Source organism: Myxococcales bacterium (assembly GCA_022563535.1).
Lineage (GTDB): Bacteria > Myxococcota_A > UBA9160 > UBA9160 > UBA4427 > DUBZ01.
Map to the genome: position 1 here is coordinate 85,594 of JADFNE010000003.1, position 26,184 is coordinate 111,777.

A 26,184-nucleotide genomic window follows, 5' to 3' on the forward strand; every position below is an offset into this window, starting at 1 on the left:
TGCGCAGCGAAGGAGAGTTGAAACGAAATGCCTGATGAGAAAAATGAGTTGCGAGACAATCCGTTACTCGACCAGAGTGGACTTCCGCGTTTTGATTGCATCCGCAGCGAGCACGTCGTTCCCGGCATACGCGCGCTACTCCGCGAGCTGGATCAAGAGCTTCAGGCCGTCGAAGACGAGATCGACGCGACGTGGGAGGGCTTGATCGAGCCTTTGGAGCGCATCGGCGATCGCCTCTCCCGCAGTTGGGGAATCGTTGGTCATCTGATGGGCGTGCAGAACAGCGATGAACTGCGCGCTGCCCAGGAAGAGATGCTGCCCGAAGTCGTGGCCTTTAGTCTGCGACAAGGACAGAGCCGCGTCATCTACGCAGGCCTTCTCGCGATTCGGGAAGGAAGTTCGTGGGAACATCTCGATCCCGGACAACGGCGCATCGTCGAAAGCATGCTGCGCGACGCCCGGCACTCGGGGGTCGGCCTCGAAGGCGAAGATCGTGAGCGCTTCAACGCGATCGCCGAAGAAAGTGCACAGTTGGCGACGCAGTTCAGCAACAATGTGCTCGACGCCACCAAAGAATTCGCACTGATGCTCCGCAGCCCAGACGAAGTGGCGGGTCTACCCGAGGGTTGGCGTGAGTTGGCCGCCCAGTCGGCTCGAGACGATGGCGATGCAGCCGACGCCACTGCAGCCGACGGCCCCTGGCGCCTCACCCTCGATCATCCGAGTCTGCAACCGTTTCTCGAACACGGTCGCCACCGCGCGACTCGCGAACAGCTTTATCGCGCCTACATCACCCGAGCCAGCGATGGCAAGTTCAACAACGCACCCATGATCGAGAAAATTCTGTCCTGCAAACAAGAGACAGCCAAACTGCTCGGTTACGAGACCTTCGCGGATCTGAGTCTGTCGACCAAGATGGCCGATAGCGTCGCGGTCGTAGACGAGTTGTTGGAGAGTTTGCGCACGGCGTCCATCGATGCCGCGCGGTCCGATCTCGAAGAGATTCAAGCCAATGCCGACGCTTCGGGACAGCAAGAGGGTCCGCTGTGCCACTGGGATATTGGCTATTGGGCCGAGCGCCTTCGCGAGCAACGCTTCGACTACAGCGAAGAAGAGCTGCGTCCGTACTTTCCCTTTCCGAAGGTTCTGGAGGGCCTGCTCGCCCTGGCCGAGCGTCTGTTTGGAGTGCGGTTCGCATACGCGGATGGGGACGTGCCGGTCTGGCACAGCGACGTTCGATTTATCCGGGTGCTCGACCTCGACGGCAGTCCAATCGCTGCCTTTTATTTGGATCCCTACAGCCGCCCCGCTGAAAAGCGCGGCGGTGCATGGATGGATGAATGCGTGGGGCGCAGCATCGTGTGCGGTCGAGCGCCCGGCGAAGTGCGGCTACCGGTGGCGTACCTTGTCTGCAACCAGACGCCACCCGTGGGCGACAAGCCCTCGCTAATGACTTTTTACGAGATCGAAACGCTTTTCCACGAGTTTGGTCACGGGCTACAACACATGTTGACCCGAGTAGATCACGGTCTGGCCTCGGGAATTCGCAACATTGAATGGGACGCGGTGGAGTTGCCCAGCCAATTCATGGAGAACTGGGCCTACCACAAGGAAACTCTCCTAGGCATCAGCGGACACGTCGAAACCGGGGCACAGCTGCCAGACGAACTCTTTGACAAAATTTGTGCTGCCCGGACCTTTCGCGCGGGGAGCATGATGTTGCGACAATTGAACTTTGGGATCATGGACCTCGAGCTGCACCATCGTCATGAGCCCTCGGGTAGTGAATCGGTTCTCGATGTCCAGCGCCGCATCTCAGAGCGCACCGCCATCTTGCAACCGCTGCCCGAAGACCGATTCCTCTGTTCCTTCGGACATATTTTTGCGGGGGGCTACGCAGCCGGCTACTACAGCTATAAATGGGCCGAGGTGCTTTCGGCGGATGCCTTTGCGGCCTTCGAAGAAGCGGGACTCGACGACGAAGTGGCCGTGGCCACTATGGGTCGAAAGTTTCGAGATACGATCCTCGCCCTGGGAGGAAGTCGACCGCCAGGCGAAGTATTCGAAGCTTTTCGAGGGCGCGCCCCCAGCCCCGAGGCACTGCTGCGTCATGCCGGATTGAGCACCAGTTGAGCAATCCACCAAAGCGAAAACGCAGTGACGCTTATCAGCGAATTTACGCCGTGGTGCGCAAGATTCCCCACGGCAAAATTGCGAGCTATGGACAAGTCGCCGAACTCGCGGGGCTTTCAGGGCATGCGCGGCAAGTTGGCTATGCGCTGCACGCCACGCCGGATGATGCCGATATCCCCTGGCAAAGGGTCGTCAACGCGAAAGGGGAGATCAGCCCTCGATCCGAACCGTTCATGGAAGGGGTCCAGCAAAGCCTACTCGAAGCCGAAGGGGTCAGCATAGACGGAAGAGGTCGCATCGATCTGGCCCGCTTCCGGTGGCAGCCTCGGCTACACTTGTTTACTCCCGAAGACCCGGGAGCGAAGTCGCAAGAAGGGAAGCAAACGATGAGTATGATCAAGCTAGCCATCGACTTTGACTGCCCGAGTCCCAGCTGGTGGGACGACGGCGGGCGCGATCTTTGGGAGAGTATTCTCGAGGGATTCGACAACAACGACGTCCTGCTCGACAAGTCGATCGCCGAATCGTGGCTGAGCACGGCCGCGGCGGTTCCCGGTTGGGACGATGGGCCCGAACACGCTCCTCATCCGATACGTCTCAAGGAGATCGACGAGGACGAGTTCCTCTGAAATGCGTCTGTAGTGCGCGTTGGATCGGCAGTTTTGAACCGGTAGAGGCGAGGCGGGGTCTGCTAGGCTGCGATTCGCGCAAATCCGAGTCGGTTGCGATCGAATCATTCAAACACGAGCGCCAAACACGAGCGAGAGGAGAAGCTGAATTTTGTCTAGCAACGGCATTAACGTGGTTGTCGCCGCGATCATTCTGAGTTTCAGCATGATCGGTGGGGCCTACCTGGTCTCCAGTTCGATTGATCGCGTAACCGCGCAGATCCCCGAATTCGAAAGTGTGATGAAGAGTATTCAAACTGCAATCGCGGCTCGACCTGCGGCGGCAGCTGCGGCTCCTGCCGCCCCCGCACGCAGGCGAGGTCCCGATCCAGACAAGGTCTACAAGCTGTCATCGGCCGGTGCGCCGACCCGGGGGCCGGATGGCGCCATGGTCAAAGTGGTCGAGTTCAGCGACTTTCAGTGACCTTTCTGCGCGAGAGTCGGTCCGACTCTCAAGAAAATCACCGACGAGTACCCCGACAGTGTCCAGATCGTATTCAAGCATCTGCCACTCTCGTTTCATAAACACGCACAGGATGCCGCGGAAGCGGCTGAAGCCGCGCATCAACAGGGAAAATTCTGGCAGATGCACGACAAGATCTTCAGCCAGCAGCGGTCCATGTCGGCCGCCAAGTTCGTGGAGTACGCGCAGGAGATCGGTCTCGACATGGAGCGCTACCGCAAGGATTTGAAATCTGATGTCGTTCAGGGCCGTATCAATGGCGATACGAAGGAAGCCTCTTCTCTGGGCGTTACCGGGACGCCGGGCTTCTTCATCAATGGCCGGTTCCTGTCGGGCGCCAGGCCCTATGGTGATTTCAAGACCATGATCGATCGCGAACTCGGCAAAGGCTGAGCAAGATCTGCCCGAGTATTGAGTGCGGCCCGGTGGGAGGAGATCCGCCGGGCCGCTTTCTTTATCTCCGGTCGCCTGTTTTCGTGAGAGGACCAGTGCTCTCCTCGCAGTACTGAGCCATGCGAGACAGCTCACCCGTGCGCAGCGAGCTAGCAAGAGTGCACGTTTGTGTTCGAGAATTCCCTCAGCTTCTTGTCCTCTGAAGCCGATTTACAGAGGGGGCATTGGAGGCTTCATGATGGCTGACGTCGAACCCGATTCGCAAAACGATTCACAGGAAACCAAAACGCAAACCCGTGGTGGCGGGGTCGAGTGGCTGCTGGGGATCTCGGTCGCCTTCCTGCTCGCGGTTGCTGCGGTTCCAGGTATTCAATCCGTTCCCCATCGCGAGTTGGCGGATGTCACGGTTCGGGGTCTCGAGGGCCTGCTGCTCCTCGCTCGGGAAGAAGCGATCCAGACCGGCGACGATCACATCGTCCTGTTTGAAATCGATAGCACCAGTGGTCAGATTACGAATGATCAGGGAGCCCCGGTGATGGCGTTGCTGATCCGGGATCGCGATGGAGACGGGAGGGAATCCGACTCCGAATACGTCGCCTCGGTGCCCGTCGATGCCGACGGGATCGTGGCATGGGGCAGCGCATTGGCGACAATGCCCGCCAATGGCGACGCTGCGGACCAACTCACAGGAGCGTGGAGTTTTGTGCAGGCCAGGGGCCAGGTCGGCCGGGTGCGGCGGTTGATGTTTCGCGCCGACGGCGCTCCCCACTCGTTTTCAGCAGATTCCGGGCTAAGCGGTGCTGCGGGTTCTGGCGCGGGAACCGTGTATCTCCACAGCTCCACGGACGACTATGCCGTCGTGCTCTCGCCTTGGGGAGACGTGGATGTCCAGATCTGGGACCCCGGCTCGGGCACCTGGCAGCTCGCCTCTGTTCCCTGAGCTTCGCGACTCCGCTCATTCTCGTCCCATGCTGATCGTCTGTCACGGTCTATACTGATTTCGTAACCATGTCGACGATCGTCTACTACGCCATTCCGTTCTTCGCACTCACGCTTTTGCTCGAGATCCTTGCGCTCAGAAGGCGCTCAGATCTGGTGGGTTACGAACCACGTGACGCCTGGGCGAGCCTCGCAATGGGCGTTGGCAATGTGATCTTCTCGGCCCTGGTCAAGACGGCCGTCGTTCCCTTCTACTTCTTCATCTACAGCTTTGCGTTGTTTGAGATCGAGTCTTCGGTCTGGTCCTTTGCGGTGCTCTTCGTGGCGGAAGATTTCTGTTACTACTGGTTCCATCGTTTCCATCACGAATCCCGATTTTTTTGGGCCGCCCACGTGAATCATCATTCGAGTCGCTACTACAACCTGTCGACGGCCCTGCGTCAATCCTGGACGACTCCGATCACCGGCTCATTGTTCTGGGCGCCGTTGGCATTGATTGGCTTTGCGCCCGGCATGGTCTTGACCGCCCAGGCGATCAGTCTTCTGTATCAGTACTGGCTGCACACAGAGCTGATTCGGAAACTTGGGGCCTTCGAATGGATCTTCAATACGCCGTCGCACCACCGCGTACATCACGGACGCAATCCTCAGTATCTCGATCGCAACTACGCGGGGATCTTGATCGTATGGGATCGCTTGTTCGGGAGCTTCGAACCCGAAGTCGAGGTCGTGGACTACGGACTCACCAAGAATCTCGAGAGCTTTAATCCGATTGCGATCGCGTTTCACGAGTGGCGGGCGATCGCTGGAGATCTACTGCAAGCGCGCTCCATCCGGGAGTGTTGGGGAACTGTATTTCGGGCGCCCGGCTGGCGGGCCGACGGTACCGGGCTGACCTCGAAGCAGTTGCGGAATCTACGCGAAGCGGCGATGTGAGGCTTGAAATGGGAGAACTGGGAAGATGGAGTTCGACGCGTTTGTCGACAGTTTTCACGATCACAGGACACAGGATCCAAACGCCTGCGTGAACCTGGGGGTCGACCGGAACCTGGGTGCGTTGCCGGATCCAAGCCTCGCGGGAATTCCCGCTCGACTCACCCGAGCGCGCTCGCTGCTGAAAGGGATCCCGAAAATTCAACGGGAGGCGTCGAGTTTCGATCGGCGTCTCGATCTCGACCTCGCGGCGCTGAGTCTGCGCGCCGAAATACACGCCGACTCCTACCGATTCCAAGGACAGACACGCCTGGAACATTTGCCCAGCGCCGCGGAAGACATCGGTGATGGGATCTTCATGCTCTTCATCAACGATCCGCGTCCCGCCGAGCAGCGACTGAAAAATATCCTTTCGCGACTTCAGGCGGTTCCGAACTATCTCCAGGCGTTGCAGGGCCGCCTCGGCACCCCGCTCGAACGCTGGCGCGCGATGGATCTCGAAAAAGTGAGAGAGTTGCCGAGTCTCTTTTCGACGCTTGCGGACTGGTCCGCGTCTACGTCCTGGTCGGATCACAGCGCGTTTGAAAAGGCGCGTGCCGAAGCAGAGGCGGCACTCGTGCACTACAGCGAGAAATTGGCGTCGCTCGAAACCCATTGTGAACTCCACCTCGAAACCGACGTCGCCCGGGAGATCGTTGCCTTGCGGGGGATCGAAAAATCTCTCGAAGAGCTTCACGAAATGGCCCGGGACTATCTTGCGGAAAACGCCGCGACGCTTTCCGAGTTGCGTGGGCGTCTGGCGAAAAAGTACGGACTCGAGCGCAGTGCCTCGATCGAAGAAGTCGAGAGCGAACTCCGAAAGCGCTTCGCGCCGAAGCCCGAGCAACTAAATCCGGACTGGATCCTCGCGCGCTACGAGCAGGAGCGCGAAAAAGTGCTCGCCTTCATAGCCGAACACGATCTGTTTCCGATTTTCAAAGAACAGGACATGAAGATCCTGCGAACCCCCGGTTTCATGGCCCCCTCGATCCCGGCGGGCGCGATGGTTTCCCCCGCGCCGTTTCGCGAGGGCGTCCGCACCAGTCTGATCTACCTGACACTGAGCGATGAACTGGTGGCACGCCACTGTGACCTCGACGTACCCGGCATGATGATTCACGAGGGCATTCCCGGTCATCACCTGCAACTCGCCACCGCCTCGGCGCATCCGTCGGTGATTCGCCGGCACGTGAGCGCGATGGATCAAGCCGAGGGTTGGACCACCATGCTCGAAGACTACATGCTCGACGTCGGATACATGGGCGAACTCACGGACGAGGCCCGGTTCGTCGCCAAGCGGGATACGAACCGGATTGGCGCCCGGGTGGCGATCGATCTCTTCTTCATGACGGGGAATCGGAACTTTCTCTCGGTGGGTGTCGAATTCGACGATGAGGGCGAGCGCGAACTGGATGCAGACGATCCGTTCATCGCTGCGGGCGCTCTGCTGCGCGCAGTGACGGGGTTTGCTCCGGGCCGCATTGAAGGCGAGTTGAACTGGTATTCCCAGGAGCGCGGCTATCCACTGTCGTATCTCACGGGCAATCGACTTGTCTGGGAATTGAAACGCGATGTTGCGAAGGGGCCGGCTGGATCATTGAGCGGTTTGGCGCTCGATCGCAAGTTTCACGAAGTGTATTTGCACGCGGGCAATATGCCTGTGAGCTTCTTGCGGAAGGTGTTTGTTGAACAGGGATTGTTGTAGGGTGCTTTGGGTGGGGAGGGGTGGTGGATTTTGGAAATGCGAGAGGCCCGGTGGAATGCACCGGGCCTCTCTTTTTTGCTGTTCTGTACGCGGGGCCTTACCTAAGGCTTAGTTGATCAGTACGCCTGCTAGATAGAGCACTACGGTTAGAGCGAGTCCCGCGTGGATCGTGCCCGAAACGCTCGTGAGCGGCTTCTGGGTTGGGGCTCCGGGGCCGATCAAGGCTTGTGCCTCGGCTGCCAGGATGATCGCGCCGGCGACTATCCAATATGTCGCGTCATTGTCTCCGTTGTTGAATGTCTGCAGATGACTGGCCGAACCCATGAAGAAAAGCATCGGGATCGAAAACAGGGTGTTGGTGCGCGAGGCCATTCCCGCGCGGCCCGCCGCGGCTGCGGCGTCGGGGTTGGCGTCGCCGCCTCCCGCCACGGCTTCTGCATTGGCGATCACAACCTGCTGGGCGGGCCAGATCACGAACCAGACGTTGGCCCACATGAAGGTACCCATCAGGGCTCCGGTGAGGATGCGCGTCATGTAGCCATCGCCCAGACTGATGCCGGCGTGCAACTTGAAGGCAATCAGAATGAGGCCGGAAAGGAAGGTGAACATCGCACCCCAACGAAACCACCAGAGTGCGTTGGGGACGAGGCCGCGGGTCATGGCACTCTTGGCCTGGCCTCCGAGCTCACTGCCAAAGAAGGGCGTCTGGATGAAGTTGAAATACCAGAGCACACCAATCCAGAGGACTCCCGCCAGAAAGTGGAGGTAGCGAACGAGAAATTCCCAACCTCCAAGGGTTGTAACGAGTTCCATTTGACATCTCCTCGATGACCGGATCGACCTTTGCGGTCGATGGCGTGTTGGCTGACGTTCAAGCTGCTCGTCCCCGTCGAGCTTCTCACCGGGGAAAATTCGCGAACATTATATCGGCAATTTGTTCTAAAACGGCTTTTGAATGAGAACAAAGTGGCGAGTTGGCAGCGAATTGTTAGTCAATCGAGGGGGAATAGGACCACTACTAGGAGCGCGATCCGATCTATTGATCTTCGGGCGGAGCGTTCAGACTTCCCGCAATTCTTCGCTGGCGAAACCAAATTGCAGCGCGTCTCACAAGACGCGCCGGCAACGGCAGGCGGTGGCGAGTCGGTGCTTCGCCCGGACGTTGAATGGTCGTCCATTCGCCCGAGACCCGATGTTCTTCGCCGCGGGCCAGCATGACGCGAAATGGACGGTCGGGATCAAGAAAATTTCCGGCTTCGACAACCCGCACGGGCATGCTCTCGCGATACTGCGCGGCAATTTCCTGCAACCTCGCAGAAGTGTCGTAGGCACCGGGACGAGCTTCCTGGATTGAGAGGCGAGTCTCCGCACCCAGGGTCAGGATGTCGACGACCGCACCTAGCTTGTCGGGACGGTCTTCGTTTGTGAGTCCACCGGAAACCCAGAGACAGTGGTAGTCGCGACAGATCTGCGGTCGACGCTCGTGAATCGCGCAACCCAAGACCTTGGGTTCATCGAATGCGCCCGGTTTACACTGGTGCTGGCAATCGACGCCGCCGAGCTTCTTGAGTTCGTCGACGCGAAGCACCGTGCAACACAGCGAGCAGGCTCCACAGCTTCGAGTGGATTTCGACGACTCACTCATGACAACTAGAAGTCATAACCGAGCCGGAGGTAGTAGTGGAGGTCGTTCTCGCCGACCTTCAGTGAGTCGTATTCGTTCGAGACGCCGATACTCGTGGTGAGGCCACCCTTGTCTCCGATGTCAGCTTTGAATTCTGCGTCGGAGATCACACGGAATTCCTTGGTGTCGTCGAAGTTGGGATAGTAGGTGTGAGTGGTCGAAAAACTTACGTCTTCCATGATCGCGTAGCTGCCATCGAGTCGCACGACACCTTCTGGGGAAGTCTGCGCGGTGTCAAGTTTGTCGTCGAGTTCCCAGACATGGTTGAGTCCGCCGCCAACGCTGGCGCGAAGCGTGAGATTCTCGGTTGAAACAAGCTCAGAACCGACGCTGATGGAGACACTGATGCGATGGTCCCATACTTCGAGTAGATCATTGTCGTAGCGCGAAAGTCCCAGTAGAAAAAAATAGTTGGCGAAAGGCTTCCAAGTTTCTTCGTACTCGACGAAGACCTTACGGTCCGTATCGTCCTCATCCGAGTCCACTTTTGAAAGATAGAACTGTGAGCTGATTTTGCGACGATGCTTCTCGTCTTCGTACTTCCCCTTCGCGTCCGCGATCAATTTCAATTCGTCGATCGGACCGTTCGAACCACTGAGTCCAATCCCCAGGCTGCGCGTCCACCCCTCGAGAAACGAAGTGCCGAAAAGCCCTGGCCGTGGTGTGTCGTCAGCTTCTGCGATTGCCGCGGCGGGGATCAGGAGCGCAAGCGAAAGCGCGATCAACAGGACTGTGTCGCGCACGATGGGTTACCTCTCGATGTGAAGCGTAGGGGCACGGGGAGCTGGATCCATATCCGCAGTCGAATTCAATTGGATGGCTCGATTCGGAGATTCATCTAAAGAGATCGCCACACCATGTAGGTCAGGTAACTCAAAAGTAGTCCAGCACCTTCCCAGCGCAGAATCAGGCGGCTATGGGTCCGCGCGACCAACAGAAGCGCGAGTGAGAGAACCGCCGTGATGGCGAGATCCAGCAATCCACCCATCGGAATTACGATGGGCATGACCACGGAGGTCAAGCCGCAGACCAGCAAGATATTGAAGATGTTGGATCCGACGACGCCCCCGACCGCGATTGCCAACTCACCCCGGCGGACCGCGGATAACGTGGCGACCAGTTCGGGCAGACTGGTTCCGACGGAAACCACCGTCAGGCCCACAACGACTTCGGGAACGCCCAGGATCAGGGCGACTGCGACAGCGCCGTCGACTGTGAAATGAGCACCGAGGAGCAGGCCGACGAGACCGATGACGATCTGGGTTAGGTCTCGGGATACGTGTTTGCTCGTCGCAGCATCTGAAACTTGTTCGGGAACGGCGTCGCCGTTTGCGATGCTGCGATTCTTTGCCGAACGCTGCCTGATCAGATCCCCGACCGTGTAGAAGATGAACACGACGAAGAAGAGAAGGAAAATCAGTCCGTCACTGCGAGAGTATTGAGCGACGCTTTCGCCGAGCAAGACATCGCTCGCCATGACGGACGCCGCAGCGACCGCGAGGATCATCATGGGCAATTCGCGCCGGGTGACGAGCCCATCGATCGGAAGCGGGCGAATCAGCGCCGAGAGGCCGATGATCAACCCGATGTTGGCCAGGTTCGAACCAAAGATGTTGCCGAACGCGAGATTTCCTGAGCCGTTGAATGCCGCTCCGAGACTGACGGCAAGTTCGGGGGCGCTGGTGCCGAAGGCCACGACCGTCAGTCCGACGGCCAGGGGCGAGATGCCGAGGGATCGCGCCAGGGATGAGGCGCCGCGCACCATCAGGTCGCCCCCGAGCACGAGAATCGTCATGCCGCCGACCATTTGCAGTAGATGGATCAGCATTGGCGTCCGTATTCCGAGTCGTCGCGGGGGACTGGCTGGCGAGAGTGGGGGTCGGGATGTTCAGTATTCATGCTTGTCGGGTACGAGATAGGACAAAATCTCGAAGTCGTCCATTGCAGTCCCGTTGACATCGGCTGGAGCGCGTTCGGCGGCGATTCCGGTCATTCCAGCCACTCGGGCAGCAGCAATGAGAACCTGGAGTTGCCGGATTCAGACGTTCGCGACAATCAAGTCGGGTATCTTCCTCGACATGCGTCACTTTAGAATTGTGCTGGCCCTGCTTCTGATGCTCGGCCCGTCGAGCGCCCGAGCGCAACGTGTCACTGAGGTCTTCGTTCCCAACCATCGAATCGCGGAAGAACTCATGCCCGTGGCCCAGGCAGCGATTGGATCGGAAGGATCTGCGACCCTCGACGCCCGAAGCAACTCGGTGATCTTGATCGGGCCCAGGGGTATCGTGGATGAAGCGCTGGCCTTGTTGAAGCGGCAAGATCGCCGGACGCCTGTGGTGCTCATCCACTACCAGAGCCTCGCTCTTTCGGAACTCGCTCGGGCAGGGCTCGAGATTGACTGGGAAATCGAAGTCGGAATGGGGGTGGGGAGGGTGTCGGTTTCTTCAGCGAACGCGTCAATGGGTTCGTCATCGGCGGAGGTCAGAGGCCGGTTCTATCGAACGGGCGAGAGCGAGGCCTTTTCCGGCCGGCTGCGAATTTTGAGTGGACAGGTTGGGCATGTCGGGCGCGGCCGAACGGTACCGCTCGAGGGACGCGATCTGTTGGGTCGCGTCGTGTTGGGCAGCGCCACAGCCGAACGCGGATTTAGCGCCAGTCCACGGGTACTCGGCAACGGGCGCATCCAGTTGGAGTTCACCAACACAGAGGCGACGGTTGACGACGCGGGTCGGGTCGAATTCTCGAACGCTACGACGACCCTGATCGTCGACCCCGGCGAAACTGTCGCGATCGGGTCTCTCGCACAGTCGAGTCGGGTTGAGAAAAAGGGCGGCAAGTTTTATTCAACCCGCATTTCGACACGATCCAGTGAAGACAAGCGGATATTTCTCCTGACCCTCGAGGTCGAGTGAACCCTTGAGCAACTTGTCTGCGGTAGTAGCCACGCGGAACACGAAACTGTGACCCCGATCACGCCAAGAGTATGGAATGTGATCTAAAATCTGAATGTGCTCAGGCTTTCGCAGTACCGGACGAGAGGACGAGAGATAGTGGCGTGATAACCACGTGCCAAAGTCCAAAACGGTGAGTGCGCGACGCTTGAGGAGTTATTCATGATCCAGTGGACTCGACGACGACCCAGTTCCGCCTTGCTCGGGGTACTTGGTGTAGTCCTCGGTTTGGTCGGCAACAGTCCGGCGACCGCCGGTGAATGGGCCTTCGTGGGCGCGCGCTATCAGGGAATGGGCGGTGCCGGCGTTGCGGCGGTCAACGATTCGTTCGCTTCGTATTGGAACCCCGCCGCACTCGGGTACGCCCAGTCTTACGACGTGGCGCTCAATGCTGACATCATGGCTACCGCGGAGGGAGATATCATCAGAACGATCGATGAGCTCGAAGATCTCGTTGGCAGTTCAGAATTCGACACCCTTGTCACGCAACTGGAAGCCGATATGGGGCTCGACGCAGGCGCGACTGCCACCCTCGCGGACCTGGAGGCGCAACTACTTGAGTTGGGTGCAACTGAGGACGGAGTCATTGGCAATACCACCGGTGGCTTTGGTCTGCGGGTATGGGTCTTGAGCCTGAACCTCGCTGCTGGCTACTCGCCGAACAAGGTCGACGTCAGGGACGGCGACACGTTCGCGAGCCGGGTCAACGCTTCTGCAGTGCTCGCGGTTCGCGGAAAGTTCTAGACCGCGCATGACCCCCGGGCGTTAGAGGCTGGGCGGCGAAAAGGTCGGATTGCGACCCAGACGGATGTCCTCGAGGCGGGTGTTGCAGGCGTCCCGCCAACTGTCCTCCGCCAGAATGTAAAAACGGTCCTGTTGAATCGCTTCGAAGACTCGGTCTGCCATCACGGAAGGATCGAGGCCGCCTTTGGCGATGCCGTCGGCCAGCGCGCCAACCACCAGCTTGCCCGATTGGGTGATCGGCGGTGCGCCGTCCGCGTTCTTGTAGCTTTCGGGTCGAACGCGTTCAGATTCTGCGATCCCCGTGTTGATCAACTCCGGGCACAGGACCGAAACGCCGAGTTTGCTCTGGGTGACTTTCATTTCGTGGTAGAGGCATTCGCTGAAGGCCAGCACGGCGTGTTTGCTCATGTGGTATGCCCCGGCAAAGGGCATCGTGGTGAGGGCCGCCATGGAAGCGGTGTTCACCACATGGCCAGGGGTGTTCTGGGCGAGCATCCTCGGGACGAAGCTGCGAACCCCGTGCACGACTCCGAAGGTGTTTACGCCCAGCTGCCACTGATAATCTTTGATGTCGACTTCCCAACACAATCCCCCACTGAGAACGCCGGCGTTGTTGCACAGAATGTGGACCGCGCCGAATGCACTGAACGCAGCGTCGGCGAATGCGTCTACGGAGTCTTGACGACTGACATCGCAGTGGTGCACTTCGATCTTTACGCCGGGTTTTTCGATCAGCGCACGGGTCTCTTCCAAACCGGCGTCGTCCATGTCGGCGAGCATCAGGTGGCAACCCACATCGGCAAACTTCACCGCCAGAGCTCGACCAATGCCACTCGCCGCACCGGTGACGACCGCAACTTTGTCTACAAAATTCTGCATTGGAAGCATCCTCGTCAATTGGGAACCCCAGTATCTCACAACCCTGCCGCGGTAGCGATCGACTAAGCTCCGCGAAATGGGCTCCCGCTGCAAAACCGTCGTACGAAAACTCTGCGAATGTACCGTTTGGGTGGTTGTTGCTTTTGTCGTGGTTGGCGTCGATGCTTCCAGCGTCCAGGCTCATCCGCTAGCGCCTTCTCTGCTAGAAATGCGCGAGCAGGTGGACGGTGTCTATACGGTTCGCTGGAAGACGCCGAATTTACGCGCGCCAGGGGTCGAACTCGAGCCTCGATTGCCTGCGCGTTGCCTCGCGATCACAGAGAAGTCGGCCGAGGTGCTGGCGACCTCGTTGGAAGAGCGCTGGCGGGTCGATTGCGGAGCGCAGGGTATGGACGGCTCGACGCTCGGAATTTCGGGGCTCGACCGCAGCCGCACCAACGCATTGATCCGGGTCGTGTTTGCCGACGGTCGCGTGGCCAAGGGATTGATCCCGTCCGACGCGACCGAGTTTCAGGTCGTCGCGGGTCGGGGAGTTGCGCGCAGCTACCTCAAACTGGGCTTTGAACACATTGCGTTGGGCCCCGACCACTTGTTGTTCATCATGGGATTGCTGCTGTTGATCGTCGGGACCCGCAAACTCCTCGGTGCGATCACCGCCTTTACCCTCGGACATAGCCTGACCCTCGGGTTCGCAATCTTTGACCTGATTCACGTTCCGCAACAATGGGTTGAGGTAGGCATCGCGATCAGCCTGGTGGTGGTGGCCCTCGAGTTGGTGCGCCGAGATCAGCGGGTGAGATCGCTGTTGCGCGAGCACCCGTGGTTCGCGTCCTTCGGTTTCGGTTTGCTGCACGGGTTGGGGTTTGCGGGGGCGCTGCGGGAAGCCGGGTTGCCCAGCGACGAAATCCCGTCGGCCTTGTTGTTCTTCAACCTCGGCATTGAAGCGGGGCAGTTGGCCTTCATCGCCGTCATGCTCGGGATCATTGCATCGCTTCGGAAGACGCCGGTGCGTCGAGTCTGGGTCGATCGCGTGTCCGCGTATGCAATCGGGTCCCTGGCCGTTTTTTGGATGCTCGAGCGCGGCGCCGCGCTGTTTTGATCAGGGATACGGATTGATCTCTGCGATTTGACGGGCGAACTCGCTCGGCGACTCCGTGGGAAATTTGCAGACGCGATTCTCGCAGACATACGCCGTGACCTTGCCGCGCCGCGCTCGCTTGTTCTTCAGCATGGGGGAGAGCTTTGCGTGGGCTTCGAGATCGACGCCCTGAACGACGACGGACAACGTGCGGTTGGGCAGGAATGCACTCCGCAGTGGAGCGAGCATCGCGTCGAGATCGGGACCGGGTCCGGTGCTGACCACGATGATCTCCTTCGGCGTGTCGAGTTGGTAGTCCACGGCGAGGAACATCTCTGCGACTCCACTCGGGCTACTGACCAGCGAGCCATGAAACGCGGCCAGCAGCATTTCAGCTGATTCCTGGTATCCGACTTCGCCGGTATAGACGTACAGCCGCATCAGGTTGAGCGCTGCAATCGAGTTACCCGATGGAATCGCACCATCGTGGCCCGACTTTTCGCGTACGAGCAGTTTTTCAGCGTCGTCGGCCGTCTTGAAGTAGCCGCCGCCCTGGGTGTCCAGATAGTGCCGGTCGAGTACCGACTGCAGCGCGATGGCTTCTTGCAGCCATCGTGGCTCTGGCTGGGCTTCGTATAGATCGAGCAAAGCTTTGATGAAGAAGGCGTAGTCCTCGAGAAACGCCGGCCCCGAGGCAGTGTTGTCCTTGAAGACCCGAACGAGTCGCGACTCTCGCCGCATGTTATCGAGTATGAACTGGGCCGCAGTGGCCGCGCGAGCAATGAAGTCCGCGTCGTCGAAGGCGAAACCGGCGCGGGCAAAGGCCGAAATCATCAAACCGTTCCAACCGACCAGGACTTTGTCGTCGAGCAGCGGGGCAGGGCGCTGGCTGCGGGTTTCGTAGAGTTGCGCCCGTGCGCTGGCGAGGTTCTCGAGCAGGGTGTCCACGCCAATCCCGAGTTCCGCAGCGACTTCAGCATCGCTGCGCCAGACGCGAAAGATGTTTCGACTCTCGAAGTTGCCCAGGGACGTAACGCCGTAGTAGGCCTCGATCTCCTTGGCTCGCTTTGGGCCGATCGCCTCGTTGATCTCTGCCGGGGTCCAACTGAAGAAATAGCCTTCTTCTGATTCGCCCTGAAGATTCATGCTGTCGGCGTCGGTCGCAGAAAAGAATGCGCCGCCTGGGGCCGTCATCTCCTTGGCGACATAACGGAGTGTCTTTTTGCAGACGTCGGCAAACGACTGTCGCTTGGTTTTCTGCCACGCCTCCAGGTAATCCTGGGCGAGCAGGGCGTTGTCGTAGAGCATCTTTTCGAAGTGCGGCACCAGCCACTTCGTGTCGGTGGAATAGCGGTGGAAGCCGCCCCCCACCTGGTCGTGAATCCCTCCGGCGGCCATTTTTTCGAGGGCCAGGCTGGCGATTTCAACCGAGCGCTCGTCACCCGTGCGGTTCGCATAGCGCAACAGGAAGCGCACTGGCAAAGACGAGGGGAACTTCGGCGCGCGATTCATCCCACCCCAGGTCGGGTCCGAGTGGTCGCTGTAATGCTGGGCGAGATTTCGCAGGGCATCGGTGGGAATGGCTTCACTGGTGGTAGCGATGCTGCCTGCGAGATTTTTACGGATGTAATCCGCGAGTTGGTCGGCCTGTTGTTCAAAGCGTGCGGGATTTTCAGCGTACTGGCTGGAAATGGCTTCGAGGGCTTGGCGAAAACTCGGTCGCCCGCCGCGAGGGGTTGGGGGGAAATAGGTGCCGCCGTAGAAGGGCTTGCGTTCCGGGGTGACGAAAACGTTGAGAGGCCAGCCGCCACTGATTCCCATCGCGTGCACGGCCGCCATGTAAATGGCGTCGATGTCCGGGCGAACTTCGCGGTCGATCTTGATCGCGATGAAGTTCGCATTCAAATACGCGGCGAGAGCTGGATCATCGAACGACTCTTCTTCCATGACGTGGCACCAATGGCAGGTCGAGTATCCGATACTGACGAGGACGGGTCGCTTCAGGCGTTTTGCGGTAGCGAAGGCATCGTCGCCCCAGGGAAACCAATTGACGGGATTGTGTGCGTGCTGTTGAAGATAGGGGCTGGTTTCCAGCAGCAGGCGATTGGTGAACAGAGGCGCGCCGTCCGTCGAAAGATTGCGGGTTCTCGGAACATAGTCCGATCCCTTGTTGGCCAGATGTTCGGCCAGGGTGCGCCGGACCTCGTCCGGGAGCGCCGGTGCACCGGGGGCAGCTTTGGGAATCGATTCGAGGTTCACCGGGCTCTTGCCCTCAGCTGTGCTCGACATGGCGATGAGCACGATGAGAAAGGTGGTTGACGCACGCAACATAAACAAACTCCTAAAGCGATGCCGATTGATCCCATTACTCTCGACGCATTTCGGCGGCACGGATGCGCGCCGTCAATACCTTGAAGATCTCGAACGAGATCTCAGGGGTCTGTAGCACGATCTCCTTGAAGGTATCTCCGCCCAGACTCAAAAGGCGCGAGTCTTTGGACGCAATCGCCGTCGCACTGCGCTCCGAATCGTCGAGTATGGCCATTTCGCCCATGTACGCGACAGGGGTCAGCGTGTTCAAGAGTCGCGCGTCGGGGGTGCCATGGTTCTTGTAGATCTCGAGTTCACCTTCGAGAAGAATGAACAGGTCGTCGCCGATATCGCCCTCGCGCACGACACACTCTCCGGCCAGGTAATTGGATTCGTGCATGAGTTGATGGATGCTTTCCAGCCGTTCGAGACTCAACTCGGTAAACAGGGGAACCTTGCGCAGGGCGAGAAGTCTTTGCATGAGATCGACCTCGTGTTGGGATTGTAGATCGGGTTGTGGGTTGTCCGCTTGTTGATTTTGTTCGAGATCGCCTTCGCTCCGGCTAGAGGATCTGAGCGAAATATAGGGCCCGGCGGCCAATCGCAACCAGCGGTCTTCCGATTGATCGGCCTGATCGAGAACTTCATGAAGATCCTGCGGCGCCAGCACGAAGCTAGCTGCATTCAATAGCTTGTCTTGGAAGGGGCCGGCTTCGAGCAGTAGCGCGAACTGATCGGACGTCTCCCGCTCCCCTAGATTGCTGAGAACCTCGAGGGCATCGGCTCGATCGCGATTCGATCCACGGTCCAGAATCTGCTTTACGCTCTTCACGACCGATGGATCTTCGAGCACCGCCAGGATTCGGAAGGCCAACCACACCTTGTTCCGGTAGGCGTTTTGCAACGCCACTCGGAGAAAGTGTGCTTCGAGGGTGGGTTCGATCGGGGCGATCTCAATGCCGGCATAGAGCTTCCAGGCATCGAGAACGCATGTTCGATAGACCCCTGCGAGGTGATGGCGGCTATGGATGTCATCCGCTCGATCGATGACCTCTAGTGCGGCTTCGGCGGTCCAGCGGCGCAAGCTCGTCAGTTGAGACAGTGCCGCCCGGACCCCTTGTTCGCCGAGCAATGCGAGACTTCGGGCCGCAGCATCCCGCACTGCATGGGACGAATCGTCGAGGGCGTCCGCCAGACAGCGAATGATTCGCCGCTCGCTTCCGAAGTTGGGTAGCGCTCGGGCAGCGGCCTGCCGAACCTCTGGATCCGCGTCCGCCATGGCGTCGAGAATCCGGTCGAGCCGAGCGGGCGCATCTTCGGCCCGATGCGGGGCGGAAGTCGAAAGCGCCGCCGCGCGAACGTGTTGATCGGAATGCTCGAGCAGGCCCTCGGCGCTGGGAGACATGGCGGCGGGGAGACACTCGAGAGCGGCAACGATCTCTGCGGGATCTTTACTTTCGAGCAGCGCTTCGAGAACCGCTTCGCCGGGAGGGCCTGAAAATTGAGCGACCTGGGCCCGCACGCGAGGGTCGCTGTCCCGGAGGCAAGATTGCAATCGCGCTTCGATTTGGGTCGGGCGCGGCTCGAGCGAGCCCGCAGCCCGAACCGCCGCCAGGCGAACGTCAACCTCTTTGTCCGTCAGTGCAACCGGCAAGCTTTGGATCAGACGAGTGGGGTCAAAACTCGCGAGTGCTTCAATGCAAGTGATCCGAACTTTCTTGTGGGGATGATGGCTGGCGCGCAGGACCACCTGGCCGAACCCGTGTTTCGAAAACTCCGCCGCCAGCTTGAGCAGACTCTGTGACGGATACTTGCGCTCGTCCATCAACAGGCCTTCCCACTGTTGCGCCAGACTTGCGAGAACTCCCTGCCCAAGTTCGATATCGAGATCCAGGCGGCCGTGGCGAAGCTCGAGAATGAAACCCCGCAGATACTCGCGCCGCACGATCAGGCCTGCAGACAGGTAGACCAGACTCATGCCAGCGCCGAGGCTGCAAAGCCAGAGCAAGTTGGCATTTTCGCCCAGCGCAATCAGTGCCAGCCCGACCATCGCCATGGCGGCGAATAGAACGACCCCTTCGAGCAAGGCCCGCACCCGACCGCGAAAGCGGAATGGCAGTGCGTTGTAGGAGAGTTGTCGAACCGGTGCGGCCATCGAAGTTTCGACCAACTCGCGCACGGCGCGGGCTGCGACTGCGGCCACCAGCACCGGATAGAACCAGAGTAGAGGAAACACCAGCAGGGTCAGCAGCGCGTGGACCAGGGTCGTACCGGGAACCCCCAGTCGTTTTATCAGCAGCGGGGTCACAACTGTTCCGATGAAGATCTCGGCGAGGTTGCTCAGCGCGAGATAAGTCCCGAGAAAGACCGCCAGCGTCTCTGCCGAATCGAAAGCTTCGCTGAAGATCTTCATATAGAGATATTGAATGACAAACAGGGCCGAGATCATTCCGACAATCGAGATCGCGATCCAACCCGCCAGCGGAGAGCGATTCAAGAAGCGAAGCGCTCCCTGCAATCCCGCAGCAGAACTTTCGTCTTTCTCTTCGACTCCGAGGGTCCGCCAGCGCTGCAGATCCGACTGACGCCGATAGACGACGCCAGCCGCTACCAGCAGGGTGATGGACCAGCCGAGAATCAGCGTCTCGGCTGGAAAGGCGAGTCCGCCGAGCGCGGCGAGCGTACCCCCCAGCGCACCGCCTGCACTCGCGCCCACGACGAGATAGGGATAGAGGCGTTTGCTCTGCAGGGTGTCGAAGAAGTCCGCCGCAAACGTCCAGAAGTGGAGATTGATCAAGATTGCCTGGGTCAGGTAGGCGGCACAAAAGAGGGCGTGCAACACTCCGGGTAGTTCGAGTTGAAGCAGCAGTGTGCCCGTGCCGAGGGCGACCCCGGCGGTGATCAGAAGCCGGATAAAGAGCCGGTCGTTGCGCACGCTCCCGACGATCGTCGCATAACTGACGCAGCCCAACACGGTTGCGATCGGAGCGAGCACGAAGACCAGCGGCAGTGCTGCGGGACCGACCCGTTCGAGGAATAGTGCCTCGCTGCCCGCGAGTCCCAGGGTCTGCGCCAGGGTGAGCAAGGCCGAGAGCTGAAAGAAGAACAGGAAACGATCCCGCTCCGTAGCGCGAACGGAGGGCATCAAGCGCCAGTACAGAGACTGTCCCTCGGCCATTCCCGACTCCATCGGCAATTTACAATCTCAGTCTACGCTGGTTCCGAATTGGTGTTGCGACCCGACTGGGTCGGTGGTCCACAGCAATTCATGTCCCTCGTCCTGGCAGGCTAGCTCGACTTTCGGGGAACGGCCCGTTTGAGGGCATTGACGATCAGATCTACGGTGATCAATTCGGGCAGCACGCTCGGGCGCGCGGGATGATCGGGGCTGTAGACCAGATAGACCGGAACGCCGGCCTTGCCGTGTCGCGCGAGTTCTCGGCGAATGGCTTCGTCGCGCAGCGTCCAATCGCCGCGAAAGACTGCAATGTCGAGTTGTTCCAGCGCAGCGAGCACGGTTTCGTCGTGTAGCACCAGGCGTTCGTTGACCTTGCAGGTGATGCACCAGTCAGCAGTGAAGTAGACGAACACCGGCCGCCCTGCCCGCAGCTCGTCGGCGATGGCTACCGAATCGAATGCCCGCCAGGCAATGGCGCTGTCGGAATGGTTGCGCAACTCGGCTTTGAGGGGTTGAAGTGGGATCAAGGCCACGACTGCGACGATGAGCGCGGCGAAGGCCGCGACGATGCTTCGCAGAGGGCGTTGGCGACGCGACTCTTGAAGGCGTCCCAAACCATAAGCTCCAAATCCGACCGCGAGCAGAAGCCCCAGCACGGCGAGTTGGGATTCGAGTCCGACGATGCGCTCCAGTATCCAGAGCAGCCAGAATCCCGTCGCGAGCAGGGCCATGCCGAGCGCCGTGCGCATGGGTTTCATCCACGAACCCGTGGAAGGAATGAAGCGCGACAGCCCGGGGACGAGAGATACCGCGATGAAGGGCAGGGCCAGACCCAGGCCAATGCCCGCAAACACCGACGCGATCTCGAGGGTGCCTCCGGCAAAGGCAAAGCCAACCGCGGTTCCGAGGAACGGCGCAGAGCATGGAGTGGCGAGGGCCACGGCGAGGAAACCGTCGAAGAAGCTGCGTCGAGGTCCCGTTGCTTCGCGCCCGAGCTGATCGAGTCGCGAAGTATTGAGGTTGATTTCGTACATCCCGAAAAGATTGCAGGCAAACAACACGACCAGGACCGCGATCGCGGCGAGAAAAACGGGTTCGCGAAACTGGAACCCCCAACCCACCGAGATCCCCGCCTGGCGCAGGGCGAGGACAAAGACCGTCAGCAGAGCCATCGAAGCCTGAATGCCCGCGGCGTACGCAAAACCGTGGGCGTAGACTTGTTTGCGTTCTTGCTGGGCGAGTTCAGAAAGAGCCACGACCTTGATGGCCAGAATCGGGAGCACGCACGGCATCAAGTTGAGGATCAACCCGCCCAGCAGGGCAAGAGCCAGGGCATAAATCAAGCCGATCGATGATGACTGGAGAGGGCGCTCCAATACGATCGGGTCGAGCCAGTCTGTAGTGAGGAGTTCGATCTCGCTTTTGCTTGCGACGACGGGAAGTGGAAGTTCGACTTCGACATAGCCAGCGCCGGCAAGCGCGAGGATTCCGCGCAACGGATCCTCGCTGCGCGAAGGGGCGTCCAACGCTATGTGTCCTCGAAGCGCCAACAGAAATCCGTCCATCGAGCCGGGGAAACCCTGAACGCCCAGCGGCCGCAGGGAGGGATTTGTCTGGGCATACGGGATAAAGATCGCGGCGGGATCCATGGCCTGTAGCGCAAACCGATCGCATTGGCTGGGGATGGGGCAGCTGCGCATGCCGACTCCGAGCAAGAAAGAGTCACCGGGCCGGATTGCGCTTTGTGAGAGAAGCGTCGCGACGTCCAGTTCGTGACTGCGTGCAGAGATCGGTATCTGTGCTTCGTAGGCGTCGAAGATTTTCCGCACTTCGGGATCGGGATCCGGCGGCGCGCCGAGCCGCAAGCTGCGTTCGAGGGCGATTGCGCCGGGTATGCAGACTTCCTTGCAGACCAGGAAATTGATCTTGGTGCCGAGGTAGACGGGTCCATCAATGCGGGAATGAATCGTGATCCGATTGCTGAGCAGGACTTGATCGGCGTAGCCGTAGGTTGTGAAGTCTCCGTCATTTTCGTGGAAGACACTGGGGGCCGGCCATTGCAGGGCGCTCAGGGTCGCGTCGTCGACTTGCCACGAGATGCGGGTAGGCAGTGCGGAGTCGCCCGGGTTGCGCCAGTAGATGTGCCAACCCGGCTGCATCTCGAACAGCACGCCGATCCGAAACGGCACGTCGGTCGAGATGGCCTCGGATTCGACCAGCAGCCGCGCAGTAACTTGGGGCCGCTTCTCGTGGATCGCAGATTCACCAAAGGCTCCCTCGGGCACCTCGGGGGCGGGCATCGCGCCGACCGACACGCCTGCACTCGAGCACAGCACGACCAGAGCGATCGCGGAGCATTGGATCATTCCTGCGCGCAGGTTTTCGATGTGACGGATAAGTGCGCTACGACGTGTCATTCTCACAACCGGGGCAAAGTGTACCGGACTCGCCAGAAATTGAATCAGTGGACGAGGCGCCCCTCGCGGATCGAACGTCCTTCGACTGGAGTGGTCTCTCGCTCCTCGAATAGCTGGCACGAAATTCCCGACTCGCGCACGACAACGACCGAGGGATATTCCGGCGAACGGAATCCATACGCACGACAACCGCGGGGAAATTCGTTCGTCCAGGTGACGAAGAAGTGTTTGCAGTGAGGGCAGTTCGGTTTTTTCGCAGCAGACATCTCGGCTGGATCTTCGACCGAACGCGACGGATTCTATAGTGCAAGTCGAGGGCAGCGAGAACAGATCTAGCGTGTGTCTGGTTCAGTCGCGGGTCTCGTCCAGGGTGATGTCGACCATCATGTCCTGACCGAGCTGCTCCAAGGCTTCTCGCAGGCTTTCGAAGCTGAGCGTGGCCGGACAGAGCAACTCCGCTTCAGCGCGGAACAGGGTCTCCCCGGACATGGGTGCGCTGGTGCAGCCGGTGTTGAGCCGAGTCACATTGACTCCCGCGGAGGAGAGCGCCGCCGTAATTTCGCGCAAGATGCCGGGCCGGTCCTGTCCGAGAATCTCGAGCGAGGCCCGCCTGACCGCTGCCTCGGGGATGGTCTTGTCGACGCGTTCAACCCGCAGGTCGAGTTCATCGTGGGCCAGGGCGAGCAGAGATTTCTCGAGGTCCAGGGCGTTGGCCTCGGGTGCGCTGATGCTGATGAAGCCCGTGAAGCGGCCAGCGAGCCGCGCCATCTGGCTCTCCTGCCAGTTGCCGCCGTGGGCCTCCACGACCGCCGAAATGGCTTCGATGATCCCCGGCTGGTCTTTGCCCAGCAGTGTCATGACGAAGGAAATGTTCATGCTGCGATGCCTCTCGCTCGGCCTCTCGCTCGCTTGCTCGTGACCGCGGCCCGACCGGTTTGTACTGGGCGGGCCGGGGGTGGAGCGTACCGCATCTGGATTGCCGACGGCGCTTTAGCGAGAATGCACCCAACGGGAGATCCAGCTTGAAGTTCGTCCTATCTCTGGCCTTTAGCGACCCTGCGCAACTCGGCCCGGTGTGTCGCGCCGCCGATCGCGCGGGTTTTGCCTTTGCGTCCGCCTCGGACCATCTCGTGCATCCCCAGAAACTCGAGACTCCCTATCCCTACACCGAAGACGGCACGCCGCGCTGGCCTCCCTTTACCCCGTGGCCGGATCCGTGGGTGACCATCGGAGCCCTCGCGGCCCAGACCGAGAAAATACATTTCTATACGAGCATCTATGTACTTGCACTGCGCGATCCCTACAGCGTGGCCAAGGCCGTCGGTACCGCTTCGGTGTTGTCCGGAGGGCGGGTATCGCTCGGCATCGGAGCCGGCTGGATGAAGGACGAGTTTCAGTTGGTCGATCGCGATTTTCACAACCGCGGCAAACGGATCAACGAGATGATTCCCGTCTTGCGCAAACTCTGGTCGGGAGGCTGGGTGGAGCATCACGGTGAGTTCTACGACTTTGATCCGCTGGAAATGAGCCCCGTGCCGCCGAGCGAGATTCCAATCTACGTGGGTGGCGTGTCGACGCCGGCGCTGCGTCGGGCGGCAACCCTCGCCGACGGATGGATCTCGGATCTGCACACCTTCGCCGAACTCGAGGTCTTGATCGCGAAGGTGAAGGCCTATCGGGCCGATAGCGAAAGGGCAGACGATCCCTTTCCAATCTTTGCGTCGGTGACCGACGCCGCTGGGGTCGATGGGTATCGTCGGCTCGAGGACATCGGCGTCAGCCACGTGGTGACGTTTCCCTGGGTATTTTATCACGGGCTGACCGATGATCTGGACCAGAAGGTAGACGGGGTGGCGCGCTTTGCCGACGAGGTGATCTCCGCCTTCGAGTGAAGCCAGGAGTCGATGTGTGTGCCTTCTGCCGCGCAGACTCCTCGAGCCGCATGTCAAGAATTCGCATTCTGATGCGCGATGTGGAACTTTATGCGTGGGGGCACAGTGAAAGCACAGTCGACGATGCGCTTTGAGCAAGGTGACCGAGTCCGAGTAGTCCAGGCCGAGAGCCCCTACACCGGGTGTCGCGGGACGATCGCCGGTGCCTCGGGCTCCTCTCGCGACAGTCGGCTACCCCTGGGCTACTACGTCGCGATCGACGGGGAAAACGGTGTCGTGCGTCCTTTTCTGATCGAGGCACTCGAGCGCATTGCCGCAGTGTCGAGTCGCCAGCCCGGCGCCGCCTCGGACCGCGCCGAAGGCTGAGGCGCTCATTCCACTGCGCGTCTTGCTCTCGTGATGCGCACCATTCGATTGAGCTGATTCACTCCGAGCACGAGCAATAGCGTTCCGGTCAAGCGCGCGAGTGCGGGGCCTCCCACCGCGATGGCCGCGATTCCGGTGGCGAGCGATGCAAGATGCAGGGCAAAGGCGAGATCTCGCACCGGGACTTCCGCCTGTTCTTGAAGCGGGTTGGCGAAGCGGTTTCCGCTGAACTCGCGCAAGCTCGCGTGGACCAACATTCCGGCCCAACCCCAGAGTGCCACCCAGCCAAACGCCAACTGCCACTGCGGGGCTGGGTGCAGCAGGGCGATGATGCCGAGCACGAAGGCGATCGGTGCCAAGCAGAAGGCGGTCTGCCAATAGTGTGGTTCTGCAATTGCGTTCATCGGGTCGCGGAGCTTTTTGAGGCCGTAGAGAGGCTGGATCCACCAGGCGGCGATGGCCCCGGGTGTGATCGCGACAGCAGCGAGCCAGTTGGCCGTTGCTTGGGACAGCTCGATCAGAGCCAGGTACTGCAGTCCAAGCAACACGCTCGGCAGGGCGATGCCGAGCCACAGGAGTCTCCCCCACCAGTTCGAGATTCCTTGATTCAAGTCGCCGCTCGCTGGGGTTCGCGCCCGAGAAAGCAGGTCGAAGGTCGCGCCCGCCATGCCACCAACCCAACCAAAGAGTGCGATCGCGAGGTGGACCTGGATCCAAAGTGCCCTCGGCCCGGGAAATTTCATTCCCCCATGTCCATGTGCCACCCAGATTCCGATTGTGGCTACGATCACGAACGAACCGATCGCGAGTCGAAGCGGGATCGCATTCGGCTGGCCCCGGGTACCGCGCAACGACGCGATCGCGGGCCAGAAGAAGCAACCCAAGGCCGGAAACAGGGCCCCGATTGCGATGAAGACCGGGGTGACCGCGGTTCCAGCAAGCCCGACGCACAGTGAGACCGTGCCGATCGCGAACGTGACATACACGAAATAGGGTAGGCGTGGGGCTTTGATGCTCCTGTTGAGTTGAAGCGGAACCAGGAAATAGTAGGAGCCCATCAGGGTCATCGTGATGAACCCGAGTGTTCCAATGTGGGTCAGGCCCATGGTCAAAGGTGACCAATGGTTCGACAGGGTCTGCTCGCCGAGTGAGAGCAGCACGGCGCCCCCCGTGAATACGGAAACCGGCGCGGTCCAAAAGAAACACGCCGCAACGCCCGCTCGGGGGAGGAGACCTTTGTGGTCGCTCTGAGAAGTCGTCATGGAGCGCGCCTGTCTCCGCTCGGTCCAGTTTCCATCGCCAGTTTGGCAATCCAAATTTGCCTGTCCTCGGCGGATCGGAAACTAGCCGAAGATTTCCCAATAAGTCGTAAATGGATTCCACCGCGCTGCGTGGGCTCGGCCAAAAGGCGA

At 60.0% G+C, this 26,184-nt stretch carries 22 protein-coding genes; 12 read left to right on the forward strand and 10 right to left on the reverse strand.

The window, feature by feature from the left end; genetic code table 11:
- The first annotated feature begins 27 nt into the window (after positions 1-27).
- The 7 genes from IH881_02005 to IH881_02035 all read left to right on the forward strand — a co-directional run bounded on the left by IH881_02005 (position 28) and on the right by IH881_02035 (position 7,273).
- On the forward strand, positions 28-2,133 hold the full coding sequence (locus IH881_02005; GenBank protein ID MCH7866439.1) for a M3 family metallopeptidase: 2,106 nt from the start codon (positions 28-30) through the stop codon (positions 2,131-2,133).
- A complete protein-coding gene (locus tag IH881_02010) occupies positions 2,130-2,762 on the forward strand; it encodes an MGMT family protein (GenBank protein MCH7866440.1) in 633 nt (210 codons plus the stop codon). Before IH881_02005 ends, IH881_02010 begins: the two co-directional genes overlap by 4 nt.
- Positions 2,763-2,913: 151 nt before the next feature.
- On the forward strand, positions 2,914-3,225 hold the full coding sequence (locus tag IH881_02015; protein ID MCH7866441.1) for a hypothetical protein: 312 nt from the start codon (positions 2,914-2,916) through the stop codon (positions 3,223-3,225).
- A gap of 36 nt (positions 3,226-3,261) precedes the next feature.
- Complete coding sequence (locus IH881_02020; GenBank protein ID MCH7866442.1) at positions 3,262-3,657, forward strand: DsbA family protein; 396 nt, start codon at positions 3,262-3,264, stop codon at positions 3,655-3,657.
- A gap of 235 nt (positions 3,658-3,892) precedes the next feature.
- On the forward strand, positions 3,893-4,597 hold the full coding sequence (locus IH881_02025; protein ID MCH7866443.1) for a hypothetical protein: 705 nt from the start codon (positions 3,893-3,895) through the stop codon (positions 4,595-4,597).
- A 68-nt stretch (positions 4,598-4,665) separates the two neighbouring features.
- The gene (locus IH881_02030; GenBank protein ID MCH7866444.1) at positions 4,666-5,532 is read left to right on the forward strand and encodes a sterol desaturase family protein; all 867 of its coding nucleotides are present in this window, start codon (positions 4,666-4,668) and stop codon (positions 5,530-5,532) included.
- A 25-nt stretch (positions 5,533-5,557) separates the two neighbouring features.
- The gene (locus tag IH881_02035; GenBank protein ID MCH7866445.1) at positions 5,558-7,273 is read left to right on the forward strand and encodes a DUF885 family protein; all 1,716 of its coding nucleotides are present in this window, start codon (positions 5,558-5,560) and stop codon (positions 7,271-7,273) included.
- A gap of 108 nt (positions 7,274-7,381) precedes the next feature.
- Here the strand turns inward: IH881_02035 and IH881_02040 are convergent, their stop codons facing one another.
- The 4 genes from IH881_02040 to IH881_02055 form a co-directional block, all read right to left on the reverse strand.
- On the reverse strand, positions 7,382-8,086 hold the full coding sequence (locus IH881_02040) for a urate hydroxylase PuuD (GenBank protein ID MCH7866446.1): 705 nt from the start codon (positions 8,084-8,086) through the stop codon (positions 7,382-7,384).
- Between the two features lie 223 nt (positions 8,087-8,309).
- Positions 8,310-8,918 (reverse strand): hypothetical protein, encoded by a 609-nt coding sequence (locus IH881_02045; GenBank protein MCH7866447.1) that lies wholly within the window; start codon positions 8,916-8,918, stop codon positions 8,310-8,312.
- Between the two features lie 5 nt (positions 8,919-8,923).
- Complete coding sequence (locus IH881_02050; GenBank protein ID MCH7866448.1) at positions 8,924-9,700, reverse strand: DUF481 domain-containing protein; 777 nt, start codon at positions 9,698-9,700, stop codon at positions 8,924-8,926.
- Between the two features lie 95 nt (positions 9,701-9,795).
- Positions 9,796-10,785 (reverse strand): calcium/sodium antiporter, encoded by a 990-nt coding sequence (locus IH881_02055; GenBank protein MCH7866449.1) that lies wholly within the window; start codon positions 10,783-10,785, stop codon positions 9,796-9,798.
- Positions 10,786-10,972: 187 nt separating this feature from the next.
- On the opposite strand from IH881_02055, the gene IH881_02060 reads away from it, so the two are divergent.
- Both IH881_02060 and IH881_02065 read left to right on the forward strand, forming a co-directional pair.
- Complete coding sequence (locus tag IH881_02060; GenBank protein MCH7866450.1) at positions 10,973-11,869, forward strand: hypothetical protein; 897 nt, start codon at positions 10,973-10,975, stop codon at positions 11,867-11,869.
- 201 nt (positions 11,870-12,070) lie between these two features.
- Complete coding sequence (locus IH881_02065; GenBank protein ID MCH7866451.1) at positions 12,071-12,652, forward strand: hypothetical protein; 582 nt, start codon at positions 12,071-12,073, stop codon at positions 12,650-12,652.
- Between the two features lie 21 nt (positions 12,653-12,673).
- Here IH881_02065 and IH881_02070 read toward each other — a convergent pair whose 3' ends face one another.
- Positions 12,674-13,531, reverse strand: coding sequence for an SDR family NAD(P)-dependent oxidoreductase (locus tag IH881_02070; GenBank protein ID MCH7866452.1), 858 nt, complete (start codon positions 13,529-13,531; stop codon positions 12,674-12,676).
- 130 nt (positions 13,532-13,661) lie between these two features.
- Between IH881_02070 and IH881_02075 the strand changes: the two genes are divergently transcribed.
- Positions 13,662-14,630, forward strand: coding sequence for a HupE/UreJ family protein (locus IH881_02075; protein ID MCH7866453.1), 969 nt, complete (start codon positions 13,662-13,664; stop codon positions 14,628-14,630).
- Here IH881_02075 and IH881_02080 read toward each other — a convergent pair whose 3' ends face one another.
- The 4 genes from IH881_02080 to IH881_02095 form a co-directional block, all read right to left on the reverse strand.
- Positions 14,631-16,853 carry a thioredoxin domain-containing protein gene (locus tag IH881_02080; protein MCH7866454.1) on the reverse strand — a complete coding sequence of 741 codons (2,223 nt, stop codon included), beginning with the start codon at positions 16,851-16,853 and terminating at the stop codon, positions 14,631-14,633.
- Positions 16,854-16,974: 121 nt separating this feature from the next.
- A complete protein-coding gene (locus tag IH881_02085; protein MCH7866455.1) occupies positions 16,975-20,097 on the reverse strand; it encodes a HEAT repeat domain-containing protein in 3,123 nt (1,040 codons plus the stop codon).
- A gap of 110 nt (positions 20,098-20,207) precedes the next feature.
- Positions 20,208-22,514 carry a thioredoxin family protein gene (locus tag IH881_02090; GenBank protein ID MCH7866456.1) on the reverse strand — a complete coding sequence of 769 codons (2,307 nt, stop codon included), beginning with the start codon at positions 22,512-22,514 and terminating at the stop codon, positions 20,208-20,210.
- 348 nt (positions 22,515-22,862) lie between these two features.
- Complete coding sequence (locus IH881_02095) at positions 22,863-23,390, reverse strand: ACT domain-containing protein (GenBank protein ID MCH7866457.1); 528 nt, start codon at positions 23,388-23,390, stop codon at positions 22,863-22,865.
- A 146-nt stretch (positions 23,391-23,536) separates the two neighbouring features.
- On the opposite strand from IH881_02095, the gene IH881_02100 reads away from it, so the two are divergent.
- Together IH881_02100 and IH881_02105 are read left to right on the forward strand one after the other, a co-directional pair.
- Positions 23,537-24,406 (forward strand): TIGR03619 family F420-dependent LLM class oxidoreductase, encoded by an 870-nt coding sequence (locus tag IH881_02100; GenBank protein MCH7866458.1) that lies wholly within the window; start codon positions 23,537-23,539, stop codon positions 24,404-24,406.
- 105 nt (positions 24,407-24,511) lie between these two features.
- The gene (locus tag IH881_02105) at positions 24,512-24,772 is read left to right on the forward strand and encodes a hypothetical protein (protein MCH7866459.1); all 261 of its coding nucleotides are present in this window, start codon (positions 24,512-24,514) and stop codon (positions 24,770-24,772) included.
- 5 nt (positions 24,773-24,777) lie between these two features.
- Here IH881_02105 and IH881_02110 read toward each other — a convergent pair whose 3' ends face one another.
- Entirely contained in the window at positions 24,778-26,034 is a 1,257-nt protein-coding gene (locus IH881_02110; protein ID MCH7866460.1) for a hypothetical protein, read from the reverse strand.
- Positions 26,035-26,184 lie beyond the last annotated feature (150 nt).